Genomic DNA, 21270 nt, shown 5'->3' with positions numbered 1-21270 from the left:
TTGGCTTTATCATAAGACTCACAAGCAAGAAGTCTCTCTGTGCCTCTAAGATTGTAAGTAAATGTTTTATCGCCATTTTTCTTATACTCGTTTGAGTAGTCATCAAGGATCTTCATAGCTTCACTAGAGTCTGAAAGAACAAGTTCCTTAATTCTAAAATGAACGATCTTTCTATGCTCTAGATCAAATAGTGCTATCGCACTACTTGGAGTTGGCTTGATCTTGTCAAGCTCAGTATCAAGCTTATCTAAAGCGATATCCCCACCAAAGACACCAATGACTTTGCCATTAACGACAACCTTTTTAGCTATGGTGATATTCATCACGCCAGCTGAGCCAACATACGGCTCTGTAAAAACAATACCACCTTTTGCGATAGCATCTTTATACCAAACTCTAGTCCTTGCATCAAAATTTGTGCTTGCATCTAAAAGAGAAAATTTACGCCCTTCGCCATCAACATCAGCACTAAAAGTCGCTCCGTCGTTAGCATAACCAAAGTAAAACTCAAAAAATTCAGTTACTTGTGATGCTGTCATCAGCTCTTTTTTTAAGCTTTCTCTATTCTCTAAAATTTCCGGATGTAGTTCAAGATATCTAACAAATTTTTCGACAACATCAATCTTGTCATCAAAAAATGCATTCATATAAAACTGCAAAACTTTTGAAGCTGAAGTCTTAGACTCCTTTGCTAGATCATAAATATTCTCTTTGGTGTTTGTATAACTTACAGTAGAAAATACAGCCAAAGAGACAACCAAAAGCACTACGATGATAAGTGCTACTTTGTTTGCTACCTTCTTCATTTGGTAAAACTCCTTGTTTAGAATAACTATAACTATATCGGCAGAAATCAATTTAAATTAATACTAATCAAACAAAAAATAAAAATTAATAAATACTTTTATAATACTTTTTTCTTTTATTAATAAAAATTAAGTTTAAAAAGGTGCAATGTAATCTGATTAAATATGGTAATAGTGCAAGAAACCATAAAAAAGAGTTAGAGACTTTGCCTATTATAGATGTAAGTTCTTGATATTATTGCAAAAGCAAAATCTCTTATTAAATTTATCTCAAACAATATCTTCAAAGACTTCAAATTTATCTTGATTTACAAGCATCTCAAGCAAGACGCCGTAGTTATCTTTTATCTCATCTTGAAGTTTTATAGTAAGCTCTTTTGCGTCTTTTCCATCTTTTGGATAGGTAACTACTAGATCGATCGGCTCAGCGTTTAAAAACTCTTGTATGCCAGTTAGTAGCTCGCTAGCGCCTCTTTCGTTTGTGCCGTGAAGCACGACCACGTAGTGTTCGTTTTCTCTTATAACAACGTCTGTTTGTCTTAGGATTTTTTCAAAAATTTCGCCATATTCTTTACTATTTGGCAAAGAAAAATATATCAAAGATAAATTTTTCGCATAGTCCTTTACGTTTTTATATCGCTTTATAAAAGCTATCTCAAGATCGATTATTGATAAAATATCAACTGCTGAGAAGATTTTTGCCGCCATTTTTACACTCCTTTTTTTGCGGTTTTGATTTTACGCCGCTATTATATCTTGTAAATTTTCAAAAATAAAGACATTCATTCCATTTTTGTATTCATAGCCAAATTTTAGTCCATGAGCCTCAAGGATGTTGCTAACTATATATAAACCTAGACCAAAGCTCTTTTGCGCATCCTCTCCCTTGATAAATGGCTGGATGTAAAAGTCAAGCTCATTTTTTAGCTTCTCGCCTTGGGTTATAAATTTCATATGATCCTTGCTAACCATGATATTTACGTGCTTATCGGTTGAATACTTTATGCCATTATCTATCATATTTTTTATAGCTACTGAAAATAGCTTAAAATCAACCATCACCCTAACCTCATCAAGCTCGCTGATACCAACATGCTCTTTTTCGATCATCGCTATATCGATAGCTTCATCGATGAGATCTCTCATAAGACAAGGCGTTTTATTTGTAAGGCCTATCTTTGAAGTGATCTGCTCGATCGCCGCAAGCTCGTTTATCAAATTTTCAAGCTTGTGAAAGACAGAGATTAGCCTCTCTTGATTTTTGCTTTTTTCTATCATTTGAGCGGCGATCAGCCCCTTTGTGATAGGCGTTTTTAGCTCGTGCATGATATTTCTTAAGAAAAGATGCCTTGAGTCATTTAGTGCTTTGATCTGACAAACAGCCTCATAAAATGCCTCTGAAACTTCAGAAATTTCATCCTTGCCGTTGCCGACATTTTGCACGCCATCAAGCTCGCCATTTGCAAATTTCACGATCTGACGCTTTAGCTTTCTAAGCGGTTTTATCTTGTAAATTACAAAGATATAAGCAGCCAGCAAAATGACCGCAACTACGGCAAACACAGCCTTTATCACCTCGTATCTGTAAGGCTGAAATTCTTTATCCATCAAAAGCTTTAGCTCGTCTAAATGCTCGATCCTTAGGTAGTGATGCTTATCATAAAGCAAGATAGCACTAGATCCTAGATCACTTGAAATTTCTTCTAAAACGGCTGCATTTTTTAAAATTTCTTCTTTTTCATTTTTGGCGGTGATCTCTGGCATGTCGATGTTTGAGAGCTGACGATCGTACTGGGCTTTGTTTATGATGCCACCCATGTAGAGCAAATTTGTCCTAGCGACGTTTGAGTATTTGTTATTTAGCTCTCTTGTGTAGTTTTGCTTATCAAAGCCCATGAGCCACAAAAAGGCTAGAAATATCGAAACGAGCGCAAGTCCAAAGATAAACGTTATCGTGATAAATATAGAAGATCTTGGCATCAAAGAACCAACTTATAGCCGATGCCGCGGATCGCGTGGATGTATTTTGGCTCTTTTGGATTTTCATTTAGTTTTTGGCGAATTCTGCCGATGATGACGTCGATACTTTTGTTTGAGCTATCTTCATTTATGCTCTCACAGTTGTAGATAAGCTCCTCTCTAGTGACCGCTCCACCCTCTTTTTGAAGCAGATATTTTAAGATGTCATACTCCGCTGCAGTTAAATTTAAGACACTGCCTTTAAATAAAATTTCACGCTCAAATTCTTTTAATACCAAGTCTTTGTTTAAATTTCTTGCCTCATTTGCAGGGGCGATACTCTGCCTTCTTAGATGACTTTTGATGCGAGCAAGAAGCTCTTGTGGGTCATAAGGCTTTGGTAAATAATCATCCGCACCGTTATCTAGGGCATTTACCTTATCTGTTATATCGTGCCTTGCGCTTGAGATGATTATAGGGATGTTGTGTTTTTTTCTTATCTCTTTGCAAACCTCCAGCCCGTCCATGCCAGGGAGCGTAAGATCAAGGATAACTAGGTCAAATTCACTTGTATTTAAAGTAGATAGTCCGATATATGGCTCTTCAGCCGTCGTCACTTTTATGTCGTAGTTTTCTAGGTATTCAGTTAAAATTTCAGCAAGCTCCATATCATCTTCTATCATTAAAATTCTAGTCATGATCTTTCCTGTTGTAAATTTATTTTTAAGGATTATAGCAGATTAAGGTTTTAAAAATTTAAAAGAGTTAAGAGCTGAAATTTCAGCTCTTAAGTGGTTATTTTATAACAAGGCCTTGCATGATGCCACCGCGGTTTATCCACACTAGCGTCTTTTTGCCTTTTGCGTTTTTAACTGTGCTTGCAAATGTTTGAAGATCTTTTATGCTCTCTTCGCCAACTTGAACGATCACATCGCCTCTTTCAAAGCCAAAGTCTTCAGCTTTTGAGCCAGATTTTACATCAGTTACAAGCACGCCTTGAGTGTCTGGGCTGATCTTATACTTAAATCTTATCTCATCGCTTAGATTACTAACGCTAAGACCTTCGATGATTACGCTTTTTGTAGCATCTTTTGCGTTGTGATCCATATTTACAAGCTTGATTTTTGTATTCATCACCTTATTTGATCGCTCGTAAGTTATATCAACGCTGCTATTTGGAGTTAGTGAGCCGATGAAATTTTTAAGATCATTTGCGTTTTTGATGGCTTTGCCGTTTGCTGAAATAACCAAGTCGCCTCTTTTTAGCCCTGCCTCATCTGCTGGCATGCCCTGCTCTACGCCGCTTATTAAAGCACCTTCTTTATTTGTATAAAGCTCTTTTTGCTCATCAGTTAAATTTGCAATCGTAACGCCGATAAAACCACGCTCGATCTTACCGTCAGTTATCAGCTTTTTAGCGATATCTTTTACCATATTTGATGGGATCGCAAAGCCTATGCCGTTATTGCCACCACTTTTTGAAAGTATGGCTGAGTTTATACCAACTAAATAGCCCCTGCTATCAACCAAAGCGCCACCTGAGTTGCCAGGGTTTATAGAGGCATCTGTTTGGATGAAATTTTCATATTGATTAAGTCCGATATCATCTTTATTTAGCCCTGATACGATGCCTTGAGTGATGCTCTCGCCCACACCAAATGGATTGCCTATGGCAAAGACGACATCCGCGTCAAGCAGCTTTGATGAATCAGCAAATGTTATCGCATTTAGGCCACTTGCCTCTATCTTTATGACAGCCAGGTCGGTTTTTGGGTCGCTGCCTATTAGTTTGGCTTTAAATTCTTTGCCGCCCTTCGCCAAGGTCACAACGATCTGGTCGCTATCTTCGATAACGTGGTTATTTGTAACGATGTAGCCGTCATTTGAGATGATGACACCAGAGCCAAGAGAGGTTGTCTTTTCTTTCTCTTTTGGTTTTGCAAAGTTAAATCCAAAAAATTCATTAAAAAACGGATCATTAAACATCTGCTCGATACCCGCATTGCTTACTGTTTTTGTAGTCGAGATATTTACAACTGAAAGTTTTGCCTGCGCGACAGAGTCGTAGTATGAGAGCACGCTATTTTTATCACTTAACGGCGAAACTCTAGTTACATCTTGGTTTGCTTCGTTAAATTTAATATCAGCTCCCATTAGCAAAGAAGCCGCTGCTAATGAAATTAGCATAAATTTTTTCATTTTTTTCCTTTAAATTGAAAATGTCTTGAAATTATAAATAGAGCTTAAAAATAAAATCTTAACGCTTTTTTCTCCTTTGTAAATAAAAATAAACTTGACTTGCATAGACTAAAGTTTTGTGATATAATCCGTGTCAAAAAACATAAGGAGAATATATGAGCGAAAGCTTATATGAAACTTTAGGAGTTTCAAAAGGCGCATCAAGCGACGAGATAAAAAAAGCTTATAGAAAACTTGCTAGAAAGTACCACCCAGACATCAACAAAGACCCTGGAGCAGAGGATAAATTTAAAGAGATAAACGCTGCTTATGAAATTTTAAGTGACGAGAAAAAACGTGCCCAGTATGATCAATATGGCGATAATATGTTTGGCGGTCAAAATTTCCACGACTTTGCCAGAGGCTCAGCCGATATGGGCGATCTAAACGATATCTTGAAAAATATCTTTTCAGGTGGATTTGGCGGAGGCGGCGCTAAATTTAGTGGTGGATTTGGTGGAGGTTTTGAAGGATTTGAAGGCTTTGGCAAAGGCGGATTTGGCTTTGGAGGAGCTGATCTAGATGTAAATGCTAAAATTTCTATACCATTTGACGTGGCTGTAACTGGCGGCGAACACAAGATAAATTTTAATGGCGAAAGCATCAAGATAAAGATCCCAAGCGGTATAGAAGGCGGCGAAAAACTTCGCATAAAAGGCAAAGGCAAGAGTGCTGGCGGTCAAACTGGCGATCTTATACTTGCCATTAGCGTTGAGCCAAGCGACGAATACGAAAGAGTCGGCGATGATCTTTATAAAGATGTAGAAATTCCACTAAAAACTATGCTTTTTGGCGGTAAGATCGATGTGCATACATATAAAAAAGATGTCACGATAAAGATCGCTGAAAACTCAAAAACAGGCACGAAGATCCGCCTAAAAGGATACGGCGTACAAAATAGAAAGAGTGGAATTTATGGCGATCTTTACTTAAAGGCCAGGGTAAAACTTCCAAATATCAGTGAGCTTGACGAGGGCTTAGTAAAAGAGTTAAAAGAAAAATTACCGGAGTAAAAAATGCAAAATTATGAAGAACCACTTTTTTTAATAAGCGTTGTAGCAAAGGTTTTAAGCATACATCCACAAACTTTAAGACAATACGAAAGAGAGGGGCTAGTTGAACCCTCAAGAACAGATGGCAAGATGAGGCTCTACTCGCAAAAAGACGTTGATCGCGTCAAAACGATACTAAATTTAACCCGAGAACTTGGTGTAAATTTAGCAGGTGTTGATGTGATACTTCAGCTAAAAGAGAAAATTGACGATTTAGAATCAACTATTGATGAGTTAAATAAAAAATTACACGAAGCTACCAGTCAAACTAGCACCAAAAGATCGCTTGTGAAGAGAAAAAGTAGCTTTGATCTTGTATTTTACGAAGGCAAAAAATAATTTATGGAACAAATTTTAGAAGGCTTCTTGCTTGTCGCTGCGATCTCAGTCGCACTAAACGTCATATTTAAGAAATTTCAGATACCAACCATCATCGGCTACATCGTAACCGGCACGCTTATATCTGAGTTTTTCAACCTAAAAAGCAACGATGAAATTTCTCATATAGCTGAGTTTGGTATCGCATTTTTGATGTTTACGATCGGACTTGAGTTTAGCTTTAAACACCTGATGAGCATGAAAAAAGAGGTCTTTCTAAATGGTGGTCTGCAAGTTTGTTTAAGCGGCTTTGTGATGGGCGTGATGCTTTACTACGCGCTTCATCTAAAGGACGAGACAGCGCTTATCGCTGGTCTTGCCTTTGCTCTATCTTCAACTGCGATCGTGCTAAAAACGCTAAATGACAATGGCGATGTAAGTAAAATTTATGGTAGGAAGGCGCTTGGAATTTTGCTATTTCAAGATATCGCCGTCATACCAATACTACTTATGATAGATATGTTTAGCTCGCAAGATACCTCCATAAATGAGCTCTTACTAAAGACATTTACGAGTGCTGCGATCCTTATCGTTGTGCTATTTTTACTCGGCAAATACGTCATAAACTGGATATTTTACAAGGTCGTTCAGACAAATTCGCAAGAAGTTTTCATAGCGACCATTCTTTTTATGGTCGTTGGCTCTAGCACGCTGGCTCACTTCTTTGGCTTTTCATACTCACTTGGCGCATTTTTAGCTGGTATGATGATGGCGGAGACGCAGTATAAGCACCAGATCGAGGTAGACCTCATACCTTTTAGAGACTTGCTTCTTGGACTATTTTTCATAACCGTTGGTATGCAGATAAATTTCGGCGTCGTCATCTCAAATATCTGGCTAGTTCTAGGTCTAGTCTTTAGCGTCATGGTGATAAAAGCGATCGTTGTCTTTGCTATCTTAAACATCTATCTAAAGCGAAGAGTTGCTGCCAAAACCGCGCTTAGCGTTTGTCAGATAGGAGAATTTGCACTGGCTGTCTTTGGTCTGATGACTACTAGAAACCTGCTTGATGTTCAAACAGCTCAAATTTTCATCGCAGCCTCTGTTATATCTATGTTTGCGACACCTTTTATACTTAAAAAGCTTGACGTCATAGCTGATCTTGTTGAGCGTGAGATAGTGATCGAGTCAAATGATGCCCTAAAGCCACAAAAACTAAAAAATCACATCGTCGTCTTTGGCTACGACAGACTTGGCCAAGAGGTGGTTTTGAGACTAAAAGAGACAAAGCTTTTATATCTAGTGCTTGACAACGACATCAGCTTAGTTGAGCTTGGCAGAAGCCGCGGGGAAAATGTATTTTTAGGAAACGTGCTTCAAAGCAACACCCTTGAAAATGCCTGCTTAGACGATGCCGCCGCTGTCATCATAACAGTTAGCAACGAGCAAAGAGTTGAGCTGATCGCACAAAAGATCAAAGACTACGGCGCAAATATCCAAACGATCATCAAGGCAAACGGCGAGGGTAACAAAGAGATCTTTGGCGAGCTAGGCGCAAATTTCCACCTAATAAGCGAAGAACGCGTCATGGCAAAAACCCTTGTTCACGAAGCCCTTCAATGCAAGATCGACCACGACGTAAGAGCATAGTAAATTTAGCTTCTTAAAACACGATTTTTTTAAGTTCGTTTAAATAGATTGATAAAACTATTAGCAATATTTTTTATTATATAAGAAACAATAAGAAGCTAAAAATTTGTCTGGTCAAAACATCAATGCTAGTCTTAATGAGAAAGAAGTAAAAATTAAAGAGCTATCAAAAGATAAAAAATAGAATTTATTACAAATTAAAATAAAAGCATATTAGCCAATAATATGCTTTTTAAAACCAAATTTAAAGCCTAGTTTTTCTAGGCTTTACTCATTTCTTAAAGTTTGAAGGACATTTACCTCTGTGGCTTTTTTAGCTGGATAGTAAGACGAGATAGCTACGATAAATACAGCTCCAACTACGATAAGCACAAGATCGATGGTTGAGAGTTCAAGTGGTAGTTTGCTTGAGCCATAGACATCAGCTGGCAGATCTATGATGTTGAAATTTCCAAGTAAAAATAGCCCCAAAAAGCCAAGTACTAAGCCAAATATAATGCCACCTCCGCCTATAACTAGACCTTGATAAAAAAAGCTTCTTTTTATCTCGCCTTTGCTAGCACCAAGCGCTAAAAGCAAGGCGATCTCCTGCCTGCGGTTCATCACGGTCATTAGTAGCGAGCTTATGATATTTAGCGACGCCACAAGGATAATTAACATCAAAACGATAAAAAGTGCTCTTTTTTCAAGTGCGAGCGCTGAGAAAAAGTTGCCATTTTGCTCCCACCAGCCAATAGCAACCGTGCCAGCTGGAAGCCCCTCGCGCACCCTTTTTATATCATCAAATGGCTTACTTGAAAAGATGTGAATTCCATCATAAACGCCTTTTGGATAGTCTAAAATTTTCCTTAATGCATCAACCGAAGTATATGAAAATGCCTTGTCATAGGCGATTAACCCAGATGTAAATGAGCCGCCGATATCAAAGCGCTTCATCTTTGGCGTTAGCGAAAAGCCAGCTGGATCAGCCTTTGTAAAGATAAGCGTTAGTTTTTCATCGTTTCTTAGCCTAAACTCACTCGTTATGCCACTTCCCACAAGTATCTCAAAGCCCTCTAGCTCTTTTTCTTTCAAAGCTTCATTTACAACTGAATTTATCTGCTTTTCATCTTTAAAATTTACGCCATAAATTAGCCCACCTTCAAGCGCATTTGCCGAGCGGTAAATGACCTGCGTGCTGATATATGGACTAAATTTAAGATCACTAAATTTAGCCTTTAGCTCATCTACAAAGCCATCATCGATTGATCCTTTAAAAGCGCTTTGAACGGTTATAGGATAGTTCATCGTAAAAAGTTTGCGCTCAAATTCTTTATCAAATCCGTTCATGATCGCCATCGCAACTATTAAAACCATAAGTCCTATGCTAACACCAAGAAAGGCGAGCAAGGCGCTTAGAGCGATAAATGGCTGAGTTTTATCAAATCTTAAATATTTAAAAAGTAGGTACTTTGGTAAGCTTGTCATCAAATAGCCTTTAAAAGATTAAGGCGCTTTGGCGCCTTAAAAGTAGAAATTTTAAGCAAATATGCCTTTTTTAGGGCCACTTTTGCCGTGGCAATCTTTATATTTTTTACCGCTTCCGCAAGGGCATGGAGCGTTTCTTGGTATCTTTTTTTCAGGCGTGAAATTTTCTTCTTCGCCTTGGTTATTGTAGCTTAAATTTTCATTTTCAGCATTTTGACTAGCTTCTAGCATCATTCTAGCCTGCTCTTCTTGCTCCTCACGACTCTTAAATCTAACGATTTGAAGCGTTTTAACGCTCTCAGTTTTTAGTCTGCCAACTAGCTCCATAAAGAGGTTGTAGCTCTCTTTTTTATACTCCACTAATGGATCTTTTTGATTATATCCTCTTAGACCGATACCAGTTTTTAGGATATCCATCTGATAGAGGTGCTCTCTCCACGCATTATCAAGTACTTGAAGGTATAAAATTTTCTCTATATCTTTTCTTTGCTCTTCATTTAGTACGCTCATTTTTTCGTTATATCTAACCTCTAAAATTTGCGCTATTTTTTCTACTAGCTCATTATACTCTAGCCCTTTTAGCTCGCTCTCGTCGATCTCTTCACCGCAGTCTGCAAGGATGATAGCGCATAAATTTTTAATGTCATAGTCATCTTTCAAGCCGCCATGGAAAATTTCAGCCGTATCAAGTAAATTTGTAGCGTATTCAACCCTATTTTGAGCTATTTTCTCGCTCATATCGTAGTTTTTATCAAGTAGCTCGTCGCGGTACTTGTAGATGGTCTTTCTTTGCTCATTTGCCACGTCGTCATACTCAAGCAAGTGTTTTCTGGCCTCAAAGTGCAAGCTCTCGACTTTCTTTTGAGCGTTTTCAACAGCTCTTGTCACCATGCGGCTCTCGATGCTTTCGCCCTCGTCGATACCAAGCCTATCCATGATCGCCTTTATGCGGTCACTACCAAAAATTCTTAATAGATTATCCTCCAAGCTTAGGTAAAATCTACTCATACCAGGGTCGCCCTGACGTCCAGCACGGCCACGGAGCTGATTATCTATCCTTCTACTCTCATGCCTTTCGGTACCGATGATATATAGACCGCCTAAATTTCTAACCTCATCATCGATCCTGATATCAACACCACGTCCAGCCATGTTTGTAGCGATAGTCACAGCACCTTTTACGCCAGCTTGTGCGATGATCTCAGCCTCTTTTTCGTGGTTTTTAGCATTTAGCACAGAGTGTGGGATGCCAGCTTTTTTAAGCATCTCGTGAAGCACCTCACTGCGCTCGATACTTGCAGTTCCTACAAGCACTGGCTGACCCTTTTCGTGAGCCTTTTTGACTTCGTCGATGACAGCTTTAAATTTCTCATTTTGAGTTTTGTAGATAAGGTCGTTTTGATCGATCCTCTTAACTGGCACGTTTGTCGGGATCGAGATAACTTCAAGATTATAAATTTGAGAAAACTCGGTAGCCTCAGTCTGAGCCGTACCAGTCATACCTGCAAGCTTTTTATACATCCTAAAGTAGTTTTGATATGTTGTGTCAGCTAGTGTTTGGCTCTCTTCTTGGATTTTCACGCCCTCTTTTGCTTCAAGCGCTTGGTGAAGCCCCTCGCTAAAGCGTCTACCCTCGCTTAGACGTCCTGTAAATTCATCAACGATGACAACCTCGCCATCTTTTACAACGTAATGAACATCTTTTTCAAAGAGATTGTGCGCCTTTAGAGCTTGATCTAGGTGGTGGCTTAGCACGGCGTTTTCAAGGTTGTATAAATTTTCAACCCCAAAGAGCTTTTCAGCCTTGCTTATGCCAGCTTCTGTGATCATTATCGTTCTATTTTTTTCATCTACTATAAAATCCCCCGTTGGCTTTGAGCCTGGCACGTTTGGATCAGCTGGAGTGCCTCTGGTAAGCTGTTTTGCGACTTGATCGGCTCTTATGTAACCATCAAGTGTGCGGTTTGTTGGACCAGAGATTATAAGTGGTGTTCTAGCCTCATCTATCAAGATACTATCAACCTCATCCACGATAACGAAGTTATGGCCTCTTTGTACCTTTTGGCCAGCTTCAAATTTCATATTATCGCGAAGGTAGTCAAAGCCAAATTCTGAGTTTGTGCCGTATGTTATGTCGGCATTATAGGCAGCTTGCCTTACCTCATCGTCGTATCCGCCACTTAGTATCACATCGACGCTTAAGCCTAAAAAGTTATAAAGCTCGCCCATTTGCGTCGCGTCACGCTTTGCAAGGTAGTCATTTACGGTAACTACATGCACGCCCTTGCCACTCATAGCGTTTAATATAACTGGCAAAGTCGCCACCAAGGTCTTACCCTCGCCTGTCTTCATCTCAGCGATCCTGCCCTCGTTTAGCACCATGCCGCCAATTAGCTGCACGTCAAAATGGCGCATCTTAAGCACCCTTTTACTAGCCTCTCTAACTAACGCAAAGACATCATTTAAAATTTGATCTAAAGTGACTTTCTCTTCGACGACTTGGGCTTTTAGCTCGTTAAATTTAATCTTAAGCTCATCGTCGCTCATCTTCTCATAAGTAGGCTCTAGCGCGTTTATCTGCGCCACACGTTTTATATATTTTTTGACTTCTCTATCGTTTTTCGTGCCAAAAATCTTTCTAAATACCGATGAAATCATTACTTTACCTTCCTAAATTTTTAAACTTTGGATCTTAGCATAGTTTAACTATTTATTTAATTAAACTGGGCTAGAATACGCCAAAAAAGGATAAAAAATGAGAAAATTTTTAGTTGCATCTCTCATTGCGGTTTGCTCATTTGGCGCTGGCTTAAATTTTAAAAGCCTGCAAAGTGACTTTACGCAAACTGTCTTTAGCGAAGGCAAGAGTGTAAATTACAAGGGTAGATTTTACGCTAAAAGCGACAATACCGCGCTTTGGATATATGAAAGTCCAACACCAAAGAGGATTTACTTTGACAAAGACAAAGTGGTCGTGATCGAGGATGAGCTTGAGCAAGCCATCATTTCAAGATTAGATGATACGCCAAATTTGACGCAGGTTTTGGCTCACGCAGAGCAAATTCAGCCGACACTTTATAAGGCGATATATGACGGAGTTGAGTACTTTATAACGATCAAAAACACGCTTCCAACGACGATTGATTATAAAGACAAACTCTCAAATAAGATAAAAATCACTCTAAGCAACCCTGTAAAAGACGCGCTCATCCCAAAAGAGACGCTAACTCCAGTCATCCCACAAGGTTACGACATCGTAAATCAATAAATTTGGCTAGCTTTTAGCCAAATTTGCTCACTTCTCTCCGAAGTCTTTTCCAAATTCTTGCACATTATTTAGATCGATCGGCTTTTGCACCATGTCATTTGGATCAGGTGCGACGATGATCTCATTGCCTTTTTTCTTCTTTTCTGGCTTTGTCATCACATCTTCATTTACGCTTGGATCAGAGCATAAATTTTGGCTTTTTATCGCCTTTATGATCTCGCTTAGCTCTAGATTATTTATCACTTTGATGTTTAAAATAAGCACGTCATCGATATCAAGCGAGTGTTTTTTGGCTGCGTATTTCATAAAGAGCTCTTTAAATTTCTCTTTTCCCATTGAGGTTAGGATATCCTCCACGTAAAAGCTACCAACCACGACGTTTAGCGCATCAAGCACGTATGCTTCATTCTCCTCCACGTCACGTCCGACAACTTCAAGGTTCATGCTTATCTTTTTTGTTAAATTTTGTCCAGCTTTTGAGTAGATATCTGTTTGAAAGTCACTCACTTTTAGCACGTCTGCGAACGCAAAAACGCCAAAAACAAGGCTTAAAAATAGCTTTTTCATAAACTCTCCTTAATATGCAAAAATACGTTTTCTTGGTAAAATTTCTTAACTTCGTCGTCAATTTTAACCACTTTTCTTAAATGCTGCCTAAAATCACTTTTCTTATCATAAAAAAGTTTTAAATTTTTAGGATTTACTGCACGAGAAAGTGCGACGTAGAGCTGTCCTTTGGCAAAGATGTGGTTGATGTTGCAAATGAGCGAATTTATGCTCATGCCTTGAGACTTGTGGATAGTTAGCGCATAGGCAAGCTTAAATGGAAACTGATAAAGCGAAGCCTGCACGTTCTCCTCGATCTCGTCTTCGTTTAAATTTAGCGCGCAAAAGTTATAAGCGCACTTTTCTATCTCGCAGATCTCGCCGCTATCTTTTTGCACGATCACGCTTGAAATGGCGCCATTTTCTTTTAAAATTTGCATGATCTTGCCCTGCTCGCCGTTATAGTACTCGCCCCATTTATTTGAAGTAAAGATGATTTTTGCGCCTATCTTCATCTCCAAATTTCGCGAGATATTTAGCGTGTTTGCCCACTTTTCAAACTCTTTTTTGTCTAAATTTTCATCAACCACAAGCACGTCCGAGTTTGAAATTTCAAGAGGCGCATTAAGCGCGAGAAGTCTTTTTTGATTTAGCATCTCAGCCTCTGCGTTTCTACCAAAAAGCACACTAGTCTCGCTATCTGGCTCGATAGCGTCCACTCGCAAGCTCTCGATATAAGCCATCATCTCATCATCTAGCTCGCCAACTCTAAGACGAGAGAGAATTTCATAAAATTTAAGATCATTTGTGCGTTTTGAGACGAGCAGTTCAACATTTGTAAATTTCATATCCTCCCACGCACTGGAGTTAAAGGCGTATAAAAAGTTAAAAAGTTTGCTCTCATTTTGCTCTTTTTGCACGGGTGGCAACTGATAAAAGTCGCCCACTATGAGCACCCTGCCCTTAAATTTAGAGGTGAGCAAGCGGTATCTTATCATCTCCATCACGTTTGAGCTAACCATCGAAATTTCATCAATTACAAGCAGATCGCAAGCATCTAGCATATTTCGTAGCTTGCTTAGCTTATCTTTTTGGCGGTAGTCAAGCCGTCTTAGCTCCTCGTAGTCCTTGCAGTAGCCAAATTTAAAAAAGCTATGCAAGCTCACGCCCCCAAGGCTAACAGCGCTTATGCCAGTTGAGCCAAGGATGACGACATTTTTGAAATTTTCTTTGTAGTGTCTGATGATAGAAGCGGTTAGATAGCTCTTGCCAACACCGCCACCGCCAGTTAAAAAGACGTTTGAGCGAGATAAAATTTCTAAAATTTGATCTTTCATCTACTCAAACATCTCTGGGCGATACTCAAAATGCATCGTATCAAAGTGCTTCCAGCGTCCGCCCCAGATAAATTTATGCTTCTCAAATACTCGCACGATCTTTTCTGGGATCAAGTTCTCATAGCCCTTGCTCCACTGCCAGTAGTGGCTCTTTTTTACATTTATATCGATCGCGATGCCGTAGCTGTGCGCGCTTAGGCGGTTTGTGCCAGCGATGATGCGCCACTTAAATGTCCCGCCTGGATCTTTTAGGTATTCAAGTAAATTCGGATCGCCCTTTACCATCTCATTTAGCTCATTGCTCACCTCTTGCAAGGCAGCTGCAGCGCCATTTTTAGAGTTAAATTTTAAAGGCAAATTTAAAAAATCTTTTATCCAGATGACATCAACCAAATTTGCCTTTACCGCGCTCTCGCTTGAGCCATAAATTTTGCCTAAAAGCTCGTAGTTTCTGCATCTACCAGCATCACTTAGAGCAGTGCTTAGTGGCGAAAATGCAGCGTAATCAAGTGCGTTCATATCCTCTATGTCAGCCCCAGTGCTGCACTCTTCATCCTTTTGTTTAAAATCATCATAGACTAAACTCGTGCCATCACTAAATTTAACCAAATTTTCTTCGATCTTTACGCCATAAGCTCTCTGTAATGCCGACATCTTTCTAGCCTTATCTAGCATCCCTTGCTCAGGTCTCATTACATTTATAGAATCAACCTTAGAAATTAGCAAATTTGCACTTTGTATATCGCTCCTGTTTTGTCCGATATTTAACGTAGTTATCGCGGTCGCTCCTATCAGCGCGCGGCCGTTGTTTGCAGTCTTTAGCCCCCAAGCATCATGCACGACGTAGATATCATCGCCCTTATATCCAGCATAGAGCATGATGTGACCTGGCAGATGCACGAGAGTGAGATATGGCACGCCCTTTTCTTTTATCTCTTTGCTTTTTGCAGCGTTACTAAGACCTTTTAGATTGATCTTTTCTCCCATATTTGCCTGCGCCCTTGAGTTCCTAGGCAACCACACGCCAAAGCTTGCTAGCAAGTCTTTTGTAAAAAGCGAGCAGTCTCTTAGCTTATCCACCCCGCCCCAGCCATAAGGCTGAGTAAGAAGTGAGCTAAGAAGTGTTTTTAAATTTGAGTCGTTAAATTTAAGTGGGAAAAGGGCGCTAAAAGACTTTGGGAGGACAAACTCCCTAAGCATATTTCTTACATAAATTTTGCCGTAGTAGTTTTTGTCATCTTGCGCCAAAACTGGCAGTATCGCGCCGACACGTGAGTAAAACAAAAAGTTTCCGCCCTTGTCATAAACTGGCATTTTGTCGGTTTTTATCGTTACAAAGCTTGATTTTTGATAGGCAAGCGCCTCTTCATCGCTGATAAATTTGATATCTTCAACCTTCACCCAGCCCCAAACCGCATCATCGCTCACAAACGCCCACGCCCTGTCTTTTGAGAGGTGCGATACAAAGAGCGGATGAGCGATGCTTAGGGTGGATTCTTGTAGATAGTCAAACGGATAGCCCTCACCTGGAGTTTGCGGGTTTAAAAATATCGGCTCGTCGGTTGGGAAATTTCTTACAGCTGTGTTTGCTGAAGTTAGAGCGTAAGCTGAAATTTGCAAAAAGCCAGCAAAATTTGCATTCTCCTTTTGCGCGTCAAACCAGCTTTGAGGTATCTGCCTAAAATTTGAGCCAAAATACTTTCTTTTCTCGCTTGGTTTATATACATTAAACGCCCAAAAAGCGTCATTTGGGTTAAATTTCACGCCTCTTAGAGTAAAAACTTTAAACCTTCTTTTTAAAATTTCATCTTGAGCAAAGCTTGCACTTTGCATATTTTGAGGTAGCGACGAGGCATCTTGTTTTACTTCAAATTCAAGCAAGCTGATGCGCTCATTTGGCTTATAAACATTTTCGTCTGGCAGGGCATTTTGCTGCTTGTTTGGCTCTGGTTTTGTTGTCTGCGAACAACCCAAAAACAAAGCAACACTAAGTGCTAAAAATATACCTTTTTTCAAATTTCTTCCTTATCCTTAAATATAGCTTCTACGATCAAAACAAAGATATAAAACATCTTTTCATCGTTGTTTTTGCAAATTTGCTTCATCGTCTCGTTTTGATCCCTGACCTTTATATCGTTTGATCTTAAAATTTCTGCAACGTCTGAGCCAAATTTCTTTGAAATTTCCCCAACTTTGACATCATTTAGCGCGTTTAAAAACCTAGTTGTATTGCAGTCCATCTGCACTGGCTTATGCTTTAAGATATTTTTAAACTCAAGGCTTAGCTTTTTTAGTTTTTTCTTCTTGACATAGCTGTGGATTATGGTGAGGACAACCAAGCTAAAGCCAAAGAAAATGTGCAAATTTAGCGAATTTTCGCTCATCTCTCCCTTTAAAAAGAGCACGCCGCTTGCAAAAAGCCCCACCACGCAGGCAAAAAGTAGCAGCAAGATGATGTATTTAAAGACGACCTCTAGCCAGACGTTATCTTTTAGCCTCTCAAACATCAAGCCACCCTATCTCATCTTCGCTAAAGACTAAAATTTCATTTTCTTTTAGCAGTTTTGCCGCTACGCCATCGCCAAAGATTAGCTTTTTGCTAAAGCTTCCATCATAAATTTGCCCGCTCCCGCAGCTTGGACTTCTAGCTTTTAAAATAGCCTTTTTGCAGCCATTTAGCTTAGCTATCTTTAGGCAAATTTCAGCCCCAAATTTAAAATTTTCGCTCAAATCTTTAGCGGTTTTTGTAACGACTAAGCCATCTCTCATCTCAGCTGGCTCTCTTGGCGTGCTAAGTCCGCCAAACACCTCTGGACAGATAAAAAGCAGATGATATCTCTTTGAAATTTCATCTAAAATGCCACTATCCAAAAGGTTGTTTTCGCCGTTAAATTTGCAATTTATGCCAGCAAGACAAGCGCTTATTAAGACCTTTTCTCTCAAAGTCCAGCTTCTTTTAAAAGCTCGCTAGCATAAATTTCACGAAGTTTGCTTGAAATTTCGCCCACTTTTGCGCCATTTATCGCCTTGCCGTCAGCATAGATGACTGGCAAAAGTATGAGCGTAGCAGCCGAGATAAAGACTTCATCAGCGCTATAAACCTCGTCCATGCTAAATTTACGCTCCTCTATCTTTAGCCCGATATCTTTAGCTATCCTTAAAAGCCTCATACGGCGTATCCCTGGCAAAATTTCATTTGAAAGTGGCTTTGTGATGAGGGTTTTATCTTTGATGATAAAAGCGCTGGAGCTACAGCCCTCTGTGACAAAGCCGTTTTCGACCATAAAGCCCTCGTCTGCGCCCTTTTTGTGAGCCTCATTTTTAGCGTAGCACTGAGCTAGAAGCGAGATCGACTTTATGTCGCGCCTTTTCCACCTGATATCCTCGACGCTTACCACTTTTATGCCAGTTTTTGCGGCTGGGTTGTTTAAAATTTCGCTCTCATAGCAAAAGATAAAGACGCTTGGGATTAAATTTTCCATAAAATAGAAATTTCTAAACGCCACACCCCTTGTTACTTGCATGTAAATTCCGCCCTCTTTTAGGCCGTTTTTGGCGATTATCTCATTTAAGATCGCTTCAAATTTATCTTTTTCATAAGGCAAGCTTATATCTATCTCATTTAAACTTCTCTCAAATCTCGCCCAAAAGCCCTCTTTATCGACCATTTTTGAGTTTATCACAGGCACCACTTCATAAATTCCATCGCCAAATATAAATCCTCTATCAAACGCGCTAACTTTTGCCTCATCTTTTGGCAAAAACCCGCCATTTAAAAAGACCGTTTCTAAAGCTTTATCTGCCATTTTTAGCTCCTTAAATTTTAGGCAAATTGTATCTAATTTTGTTTGAATTTATAGATTTTTAGATACAATGAGCTGAAATTTTTAAGGTAAAAAGTCTATAAAAAATGAAAGAAAATCTAAGAAACACTATCATTAAAAATATTTTTTTCGTCTCAAAACAGCCAGTTTTATTTAGAGATTTGCTCGAAGCAAATGCCCTTTTTAACGAAGGTATGCTAGTTGATGGCGCAAAGTTAAATTTTAGATTTAACCACGTGAAGCTCTACCAAATTTACGCACTCATCTGCTTTGTTGTCTTATTTCCGCTTCTCATCATCACGCACCACTTTTTAGCAAATACTGACGCTCACATCTCAATAATTGCAACCACTATCGTCACTTCAGCTGTTTTTATCGGCTTTGACATGTTTAAGGTTTGGGCAAGAAGAGAGATAAGTTTGGAGCTCATAAAAAAGGCTTGGAGCGTGCATTTTCCATATTTTGGATATGAAAAGTATTCAAGCAAAGTTGAAGAAATTTACAACACCGCTCTTAAAAATGACATTTCAAAAAAAGATTTAGAACAATATATATATGAAAAGCTAATTTCTCAAAAAGAGAGCGCTGAGTAAATTTCATTTTGCCCTAAAGTAACTCGTAAAATTAGCTTTTTAGCGTTTTCGTCTTTGCAAAGCAGTTTCGTTTCTATCTCACTTATGAAATAATATGGAAGCTTTTTGATCTTTTTATCTAGCATTAAAAACCTATCTGAGATGATTTTTACATCATTTTGCAAGGCGTTTTTCTCCTTTAGCTCATCTAAATTCAGATAATTTCTAAGCTTAATCAGATCGCTATTTATATCATCAAGCTTGCTAGCTATAAATTTTGCATTTTTCATATTATCATCGTCTAAATTTTTACTAACTTTTATAGCGTAGTTTAGCTCATTTAGCGAGCCTAAAATCTCTTTTTCATCAGTGCTAAAAGCATCTTTGTTTGACTCATTTAGAGAAATTTGCACTAAATTTCTAAAACCTATCAAAGCACTGCTTAAGCTATTTTTTACCTTAGTATAGTCATTTTTTCTAGTTAGCAAATATGCGGCAAAAACTATCACAAAGCCAGCCGCCACGTCGAGCAATCTATCGACCATAAGGGCTAAAAAGTCTCTTTTTATAAGCGAAAAAATGGACGTAAATTCAAACATAAAAGCCGTTGCAAAGACGATTTGTTTGTAGGCTTTAAGATAATAAACCAAAAACATACCGACAAAGACAACCACGTAAAATACGTATGATTCACCCATAAATTTCACAAAAGCAAGCGCGATAAAAAAGCCGATAACCCCGCCAAGAAGGCTATCTCTGCCAGCATTTTTTAAAGCATCTTCGTCGCTTTTGTTTAGGCTCATCACCGCTATGGCGATCCAAATTCCATGATTTATATGCAAAGCTTGCGCTATAAAAATGGCTAGCGACATACAAATGGCAAGCCTTAAAGACTCTTTTAATACTTCATTTTTTAAATTTATCTTTTTAAACGCCTCTTTTAGCGTGATCTTTTTTGTGTTATTAAACGAGAACTTATCCTCGCCGCCCTCTTTTATAAGCAAAAATTTATCATAAAGCACGCCAAGCGAGCTTGCAAAAATTTTAAAATTTGAGTTTTTAGCTAAATTTAGCGCCTCAAATTTTAGCTTTGGAGTTTGATTTTTAAAAATTTTTTTAAGCTCAAAAAGGTTGTAAGCGATCTCATTTTTTACCTCATTTAAAAGCGCTTTGTCCTCGATCCTTTCAAACGAAGCACCTAATGTTCGAAGCAAAAGAGCGATCTCTTCAACTTTATAAAAATAAAATAGCGCTTTGGCTTGATTTCTAACTAGCTTAACATCTTTTATCTTTAGGCTTTTGTTTGCGAAAATTTCTTTTGATTTATCAATCGAGCTCATCAAATCTGCGATACTTGCGTAAAAATGGCTCGTGCCAAGCGCCTTACTCGACAAGATGGCGTTATCCAGTAAAAAGCTGATGCTCTTTTTAGTAAATTTGCCGTATTTGCCAAAGTTTTCAAATTTTATGATGATGCTTAGCACGCCAGCAAGCACCAGACCGCCTATGCTTTCAATCACATTTAGCCCAACTGCGGCCTTTGTCACAAAAGCAACTAGCCCTGTTGCATTTACGGCAAGCAAAATTTTGTTTAAATTTGAGCTATAAATTTGGCTAATGCCTACCACAAATATCCAGACAAATACGATAAGCGAGAGCCAAACGCCAAGGCTAATAAATGGATCAACAAAGGGCATAAAAGCGCAAGAAAGCGCTATATAAAGTAGCAAAAATGCAAATTTGCTCCTATCTTTGCACTCAAGCTCGCCAAGAAAGAAGATACCCATCGTGATATTTACAGCCATGATAGCGCCACTTAGATGAAAGAAGTAAAAGCACAAAAAGCAGTTAAAAGCGATGGTTGTGGCAGCTTTTAGCGAGTAGATGAGCTGGAAATTTGCAGGGTCGTAGTAGTGGATAAAGCTTTTAAATTTCTTAATTATTTCCATTGACGCTCTTGCATATTGTTTAAAATTTGATTTTTATAACGCAAATTTTCAAGCTTTATGCTAAGAGCTCTGTTTTCCTCAAGGAGCATATCTCGTTTGCCGCTGATATCGGCGATATCTCTACTTATATAATAAATTTGATTTGCTATGTAAATTTTTGGCAAAAATAGAGCTAGCGCTATAAAAACCGCCAGATAGACCATCACTAGCGTCTTAAAGCTTAAATTTACCTCACGTTTTTGCTCCTCGTCGTGAAGTGTTAGCAGCTCTTCTTTTTCTTGCAT

19 protein-coding genes and 2 pseudogenes are annotated in these 21270 nt (G+C 38.8%); 5 read left to right on the top strand and 16 right to left on the bottom strand.

What is annotated here, in order from left to right; translation table 11 throughout:
* From CYP26_RS04025 to CYP26_RS04005, 5 genes are all read right to left on the bottom strand, one after another.
* Positions 1 to 806 (bottom strand): cache domain-containing protein (locus CYP26_RS04025; protein WP_181000854.1); only part of this gene is annotated, 806 nt, incomplete at its 3' end.
* Between the two features lie 270 nt (positions 807 to 1076).
* On the bottom strand, positions 1077 to 1514 hold the full coding sequence (locus tag CYP26_RS04020; protein ID WP_103559061.1) for a pyridoxal-5'-phosphate-dependent protein: 438 nt from the start codon (positions 1512 to 1514) through the stop codon (positions 1077 to 1079).
* Positions 1515 to 1544: 30 nt separating this feature from the next.
* A complete protein-coding gene (locus tag CYP26_RS04015) occupies positions 1545 to 2786 on the bottom strand; it encodes an ArsS family sensor histidine kinase (RefSeq protein ID WP_103630467.1) in 1242 nt (413 codons plus the stop codon).
* On the bottom strand, positions 2786 to 3463 hold the full coding sequence (locus CYP26_RS04010) for a response regulator transcription factor (RefSeq protein ID WP_002940190.1): 678 nt from the start codon (positions 3461 to 3463) through the stop codon (positions 2786 to 2788). Before CYP26_RS04010 ends, CYP26_RS04015 begins: the two co-directional genes overlap by 1 nt.
* Positions 3464 to 3560: 97 nt before the next feature.
* Entirely contained in the window at positions 3561 to 4964 is a 1404-nt protein-coding gene (locus CYP26_RS04005; protein WP_103630466.1) for a Do family serine endopeptidase, read from the bottom strand.
* A gap of 155 nt (positions 4965 to 5119) precedes the next feature.
* Here CYP26_RS04005 and CYP26_RS04000 point away from each other — a divergent pair, with 155 nt between their 5' ends.
* The 3 genes from CYP26_RS04000 to CYP26_RS03990 are packed head-to-tail and all read left to right on the top strand — an operon-like array spanning position 5120 to position 8023.
* Positions 5120 to 6016, top strand: coding sequence for a DnaJ C-terminal domain-containing protein (locus CYP26_RS04000; RefSeq protein ID WP_103630465.1), 897 nt, complete (start codon positions 5120 to 5122; stop codon positions 6014 to 6016).
* A gap of 3 nt (positions 6017 to 6019) precedes the next feature.
* Positions 6020 to 6394, top strand: coding sequence for a heat shock protein transcriptional repressor HspR (locus CYP26_RS03995; protein WP_103559065.1), 375 nt, complete (start codon positions 6020 to 6022; stop codon positions 6392 to 6394).
* Positions 6395 to 6397: 3 nt separating this feature from the next.
* Complete coding sequence (locus tag CYP26_RS03990; RefSeq protein WP_103630464.1) at positions 6398 to 8023, top strand: cation:proton antiporter; 1626 nt, start codon at positions 6398 to 6400, stop codon at positions 8021 to 8023.
* A 267-nt stretch (positions 8024 to 8290) separates the two neighbouring features.
* Here the strand turns inward: CYP26_RS03990 and CYP26_RS03985 are convergent, their stop codons facing one another.
* The 3 genes and pseudogenes from CYP26_RS03985 to secA form a co-directional block, all read right to left on the bottom strand.
* Positions 8291 to 9490 (bottom strand): ABC transporter permease, encoded by a 1200-nt coding sequence (locus CYP26_RS03985; protein WP_103559066.1) that lies wholly within the window; start codon positions 9488 to 9490, stop codon positions 8291 to 8293.
* Between the two features lie 51 nt (positions 9491 to 9541).
* A pseudogene (locus tag CYP26_RS10680) lies at positions 9542 to 9643 on the bottom strand (SEC-C metal-binding domain-containing protein); the annotation flags it as partial.
* Positions 9644 to 9751: 108 nt separating this feature from the next.
* Positions 9752 to 12148 (bottom strand): annotated as a pseudogene (secA, locus tag CYP26_RS03980) (preprotein translocase subunit SecA); the annotation flags it as partial.
* A 97-nt stretch (positions 12149 to 12245) separates the two neighbouring features.
* Here secA and lolA point away from each other — a divergent pair.
* The gene (gene lolA / locus CYP26_RS03975) at positions 12246 to 12758 is read left to right on the top strand and encodes a LolA-like outer membrane lipoprotein chaperone (protein ID WP_103630462.1); all 513 of its coding nucleotides are present in this window, start codon (positions 12246 to 12248) and stop codon (positions 12756 to 12758) included.
* Positions 12759 to 12785: 27 nt separating this feature from the next.
* Here the strand turns inward: lolA and CYP26_RS03970 are convergent, their stop codons facing one another.
* From CYP26_RS03970 to CYP26_RS03945, 6 genes are read right to left on the bottom strand one after another with little or no spacing between them, the layout of a single operon-like run.
* Positions 12786 to 13325: a hypothetical protein gene (locus tag CYP26_RS03970; RefSeq protein WP_012001620.1), complete on the bottom strand. Its 540-nt coding sequence runs from the start codon at positions 13323 to 13325 to the stop codon at positions 12786 to 12788.
* Positions 13322 to 14641: an ATP-dependent DNA helicase gene (locus CYP26_RS03965; protein ID WP_103630461.1), complete on the bottom strand. Its 1320-nt coding sequence runs from the start codon at positions 14639 to 14641 to the stop codon at positions 13322 to 13324. Before CYP26_RS03965 ends, CYP26_RS03970 begins: the two co-directional genes overlap by 4 nt.
* Positions 14642 to 16657 (bottom strand): SH3 domain-containing protein, encoded by a 2016-nt coding sequence (locus CYP26_RS03960; RefSeq protein WP_103630460.1) that lies wholly within the window; start codon positions 16655 to 16657, stop codon positions 14642 to 14644.
* Positions 16654 to 17148, bottom strand: a complete 495-nt coding sequence (locus tag CYP26_RS03955) for a chemotaxis protein (protein ID WP_103630459.1) — start codon at positions 17146 to 17148, stop codon at positions 16654 to 16656. Before CYP26_RS03955 ends, CYP26_RS03960 begins: the two co-directional genes overlap by 4 nt.
* Positions 17141 to 17584, bottom strand: a complete 444-nt coding sequence (locus CYP26_RS03950; protein ID WP_103630458.1) for a DUF523 domain-containing protein — start codon at positions 17582 to 17584, stop codon at positions 17141 to 17143. The genes CYP26_RS03955 and CYP26_RS03950 overlap by 8 nt, the downstream gene beginning before the upstream one ends.
* Positions 17581 to 18447 carry a D-amino acid aminotransferase gene (locus tag CYP26_RS03945; protein ID WP_103630457.1) on the bottom strand — a complete coding sequence of 289 codons (867 nt, stop codon included), beginning with the start codon at positions 18445 to 18447 and terminating at the stop codon, positions 17581 to 17583. The genes CYP26_RS03950 and CYP26_RS03945 overlap by 4 nt, the downstream gene beginning before the upstream one ends.
* A gap of 104 nt (positions 18448 to 18551) precedes the next feature.
* On the opposite strand from CYP26_RS03945, the gene CYP26_RS03940 reads away from it, so the two are divergent.
* Entirely contained in the window at positions 18552 to 19058 is a 507-nt protein-coding gene (locus tag CYP26_RS03940) for a hypothetical protein (protein ID WP_103630456.1), read from the top strand.
* Here CYP26_RS03940 and CYP26_RS03935 read toward each other — a convergent pair.
* Both CYP26_RS03935 and CYP26_RS03930 read right to left on the bottom strand, forming a co-directional pair.
* Positions 19037 to 20986, bottom strand: coding sequence for an FUSC family protein (locus CYP26_RS03935; RefSeq protein WP_103630455.1), 1950 nt, complete (start codon positions 20984 to 20986; stop codon positions 19037 to 19039). The two genes, CYP26_RS03940 and CYP26_RS03935, sit on opposite strands and share 22 nt — an antisense overlap.
* Positions 20977 to 21270: a hypothetical protein gene (locus CYP26_RS03930; RefSeq protein WP_002940285.1), complete on the bottom strand. Its 294-nt coding sequence runs from the start codon at positions 21268 to 21270 to the stop codon at positions 20977 to 20979. Before CYP26_RS03930 ends, CYP26_RS03935 begins: the two co-directional genes overlap by 10 nt.

The organism is Campylobacter concisus, assembly GCF_002913225.1.
In the GTDB taxonomy this organism is placed as follows: Bacteria; Campylobacterota; Campylobacteria; order Campylobacterales; family Campylobacteraceae; genus Campylobacter_A; species Campylobacter_A concisus_J.
The sequence above is the reverse complement of the archived record's forward strand: the minus strand, read 5'-3'. Positions and strand labels throughout refer to the sequence as shown.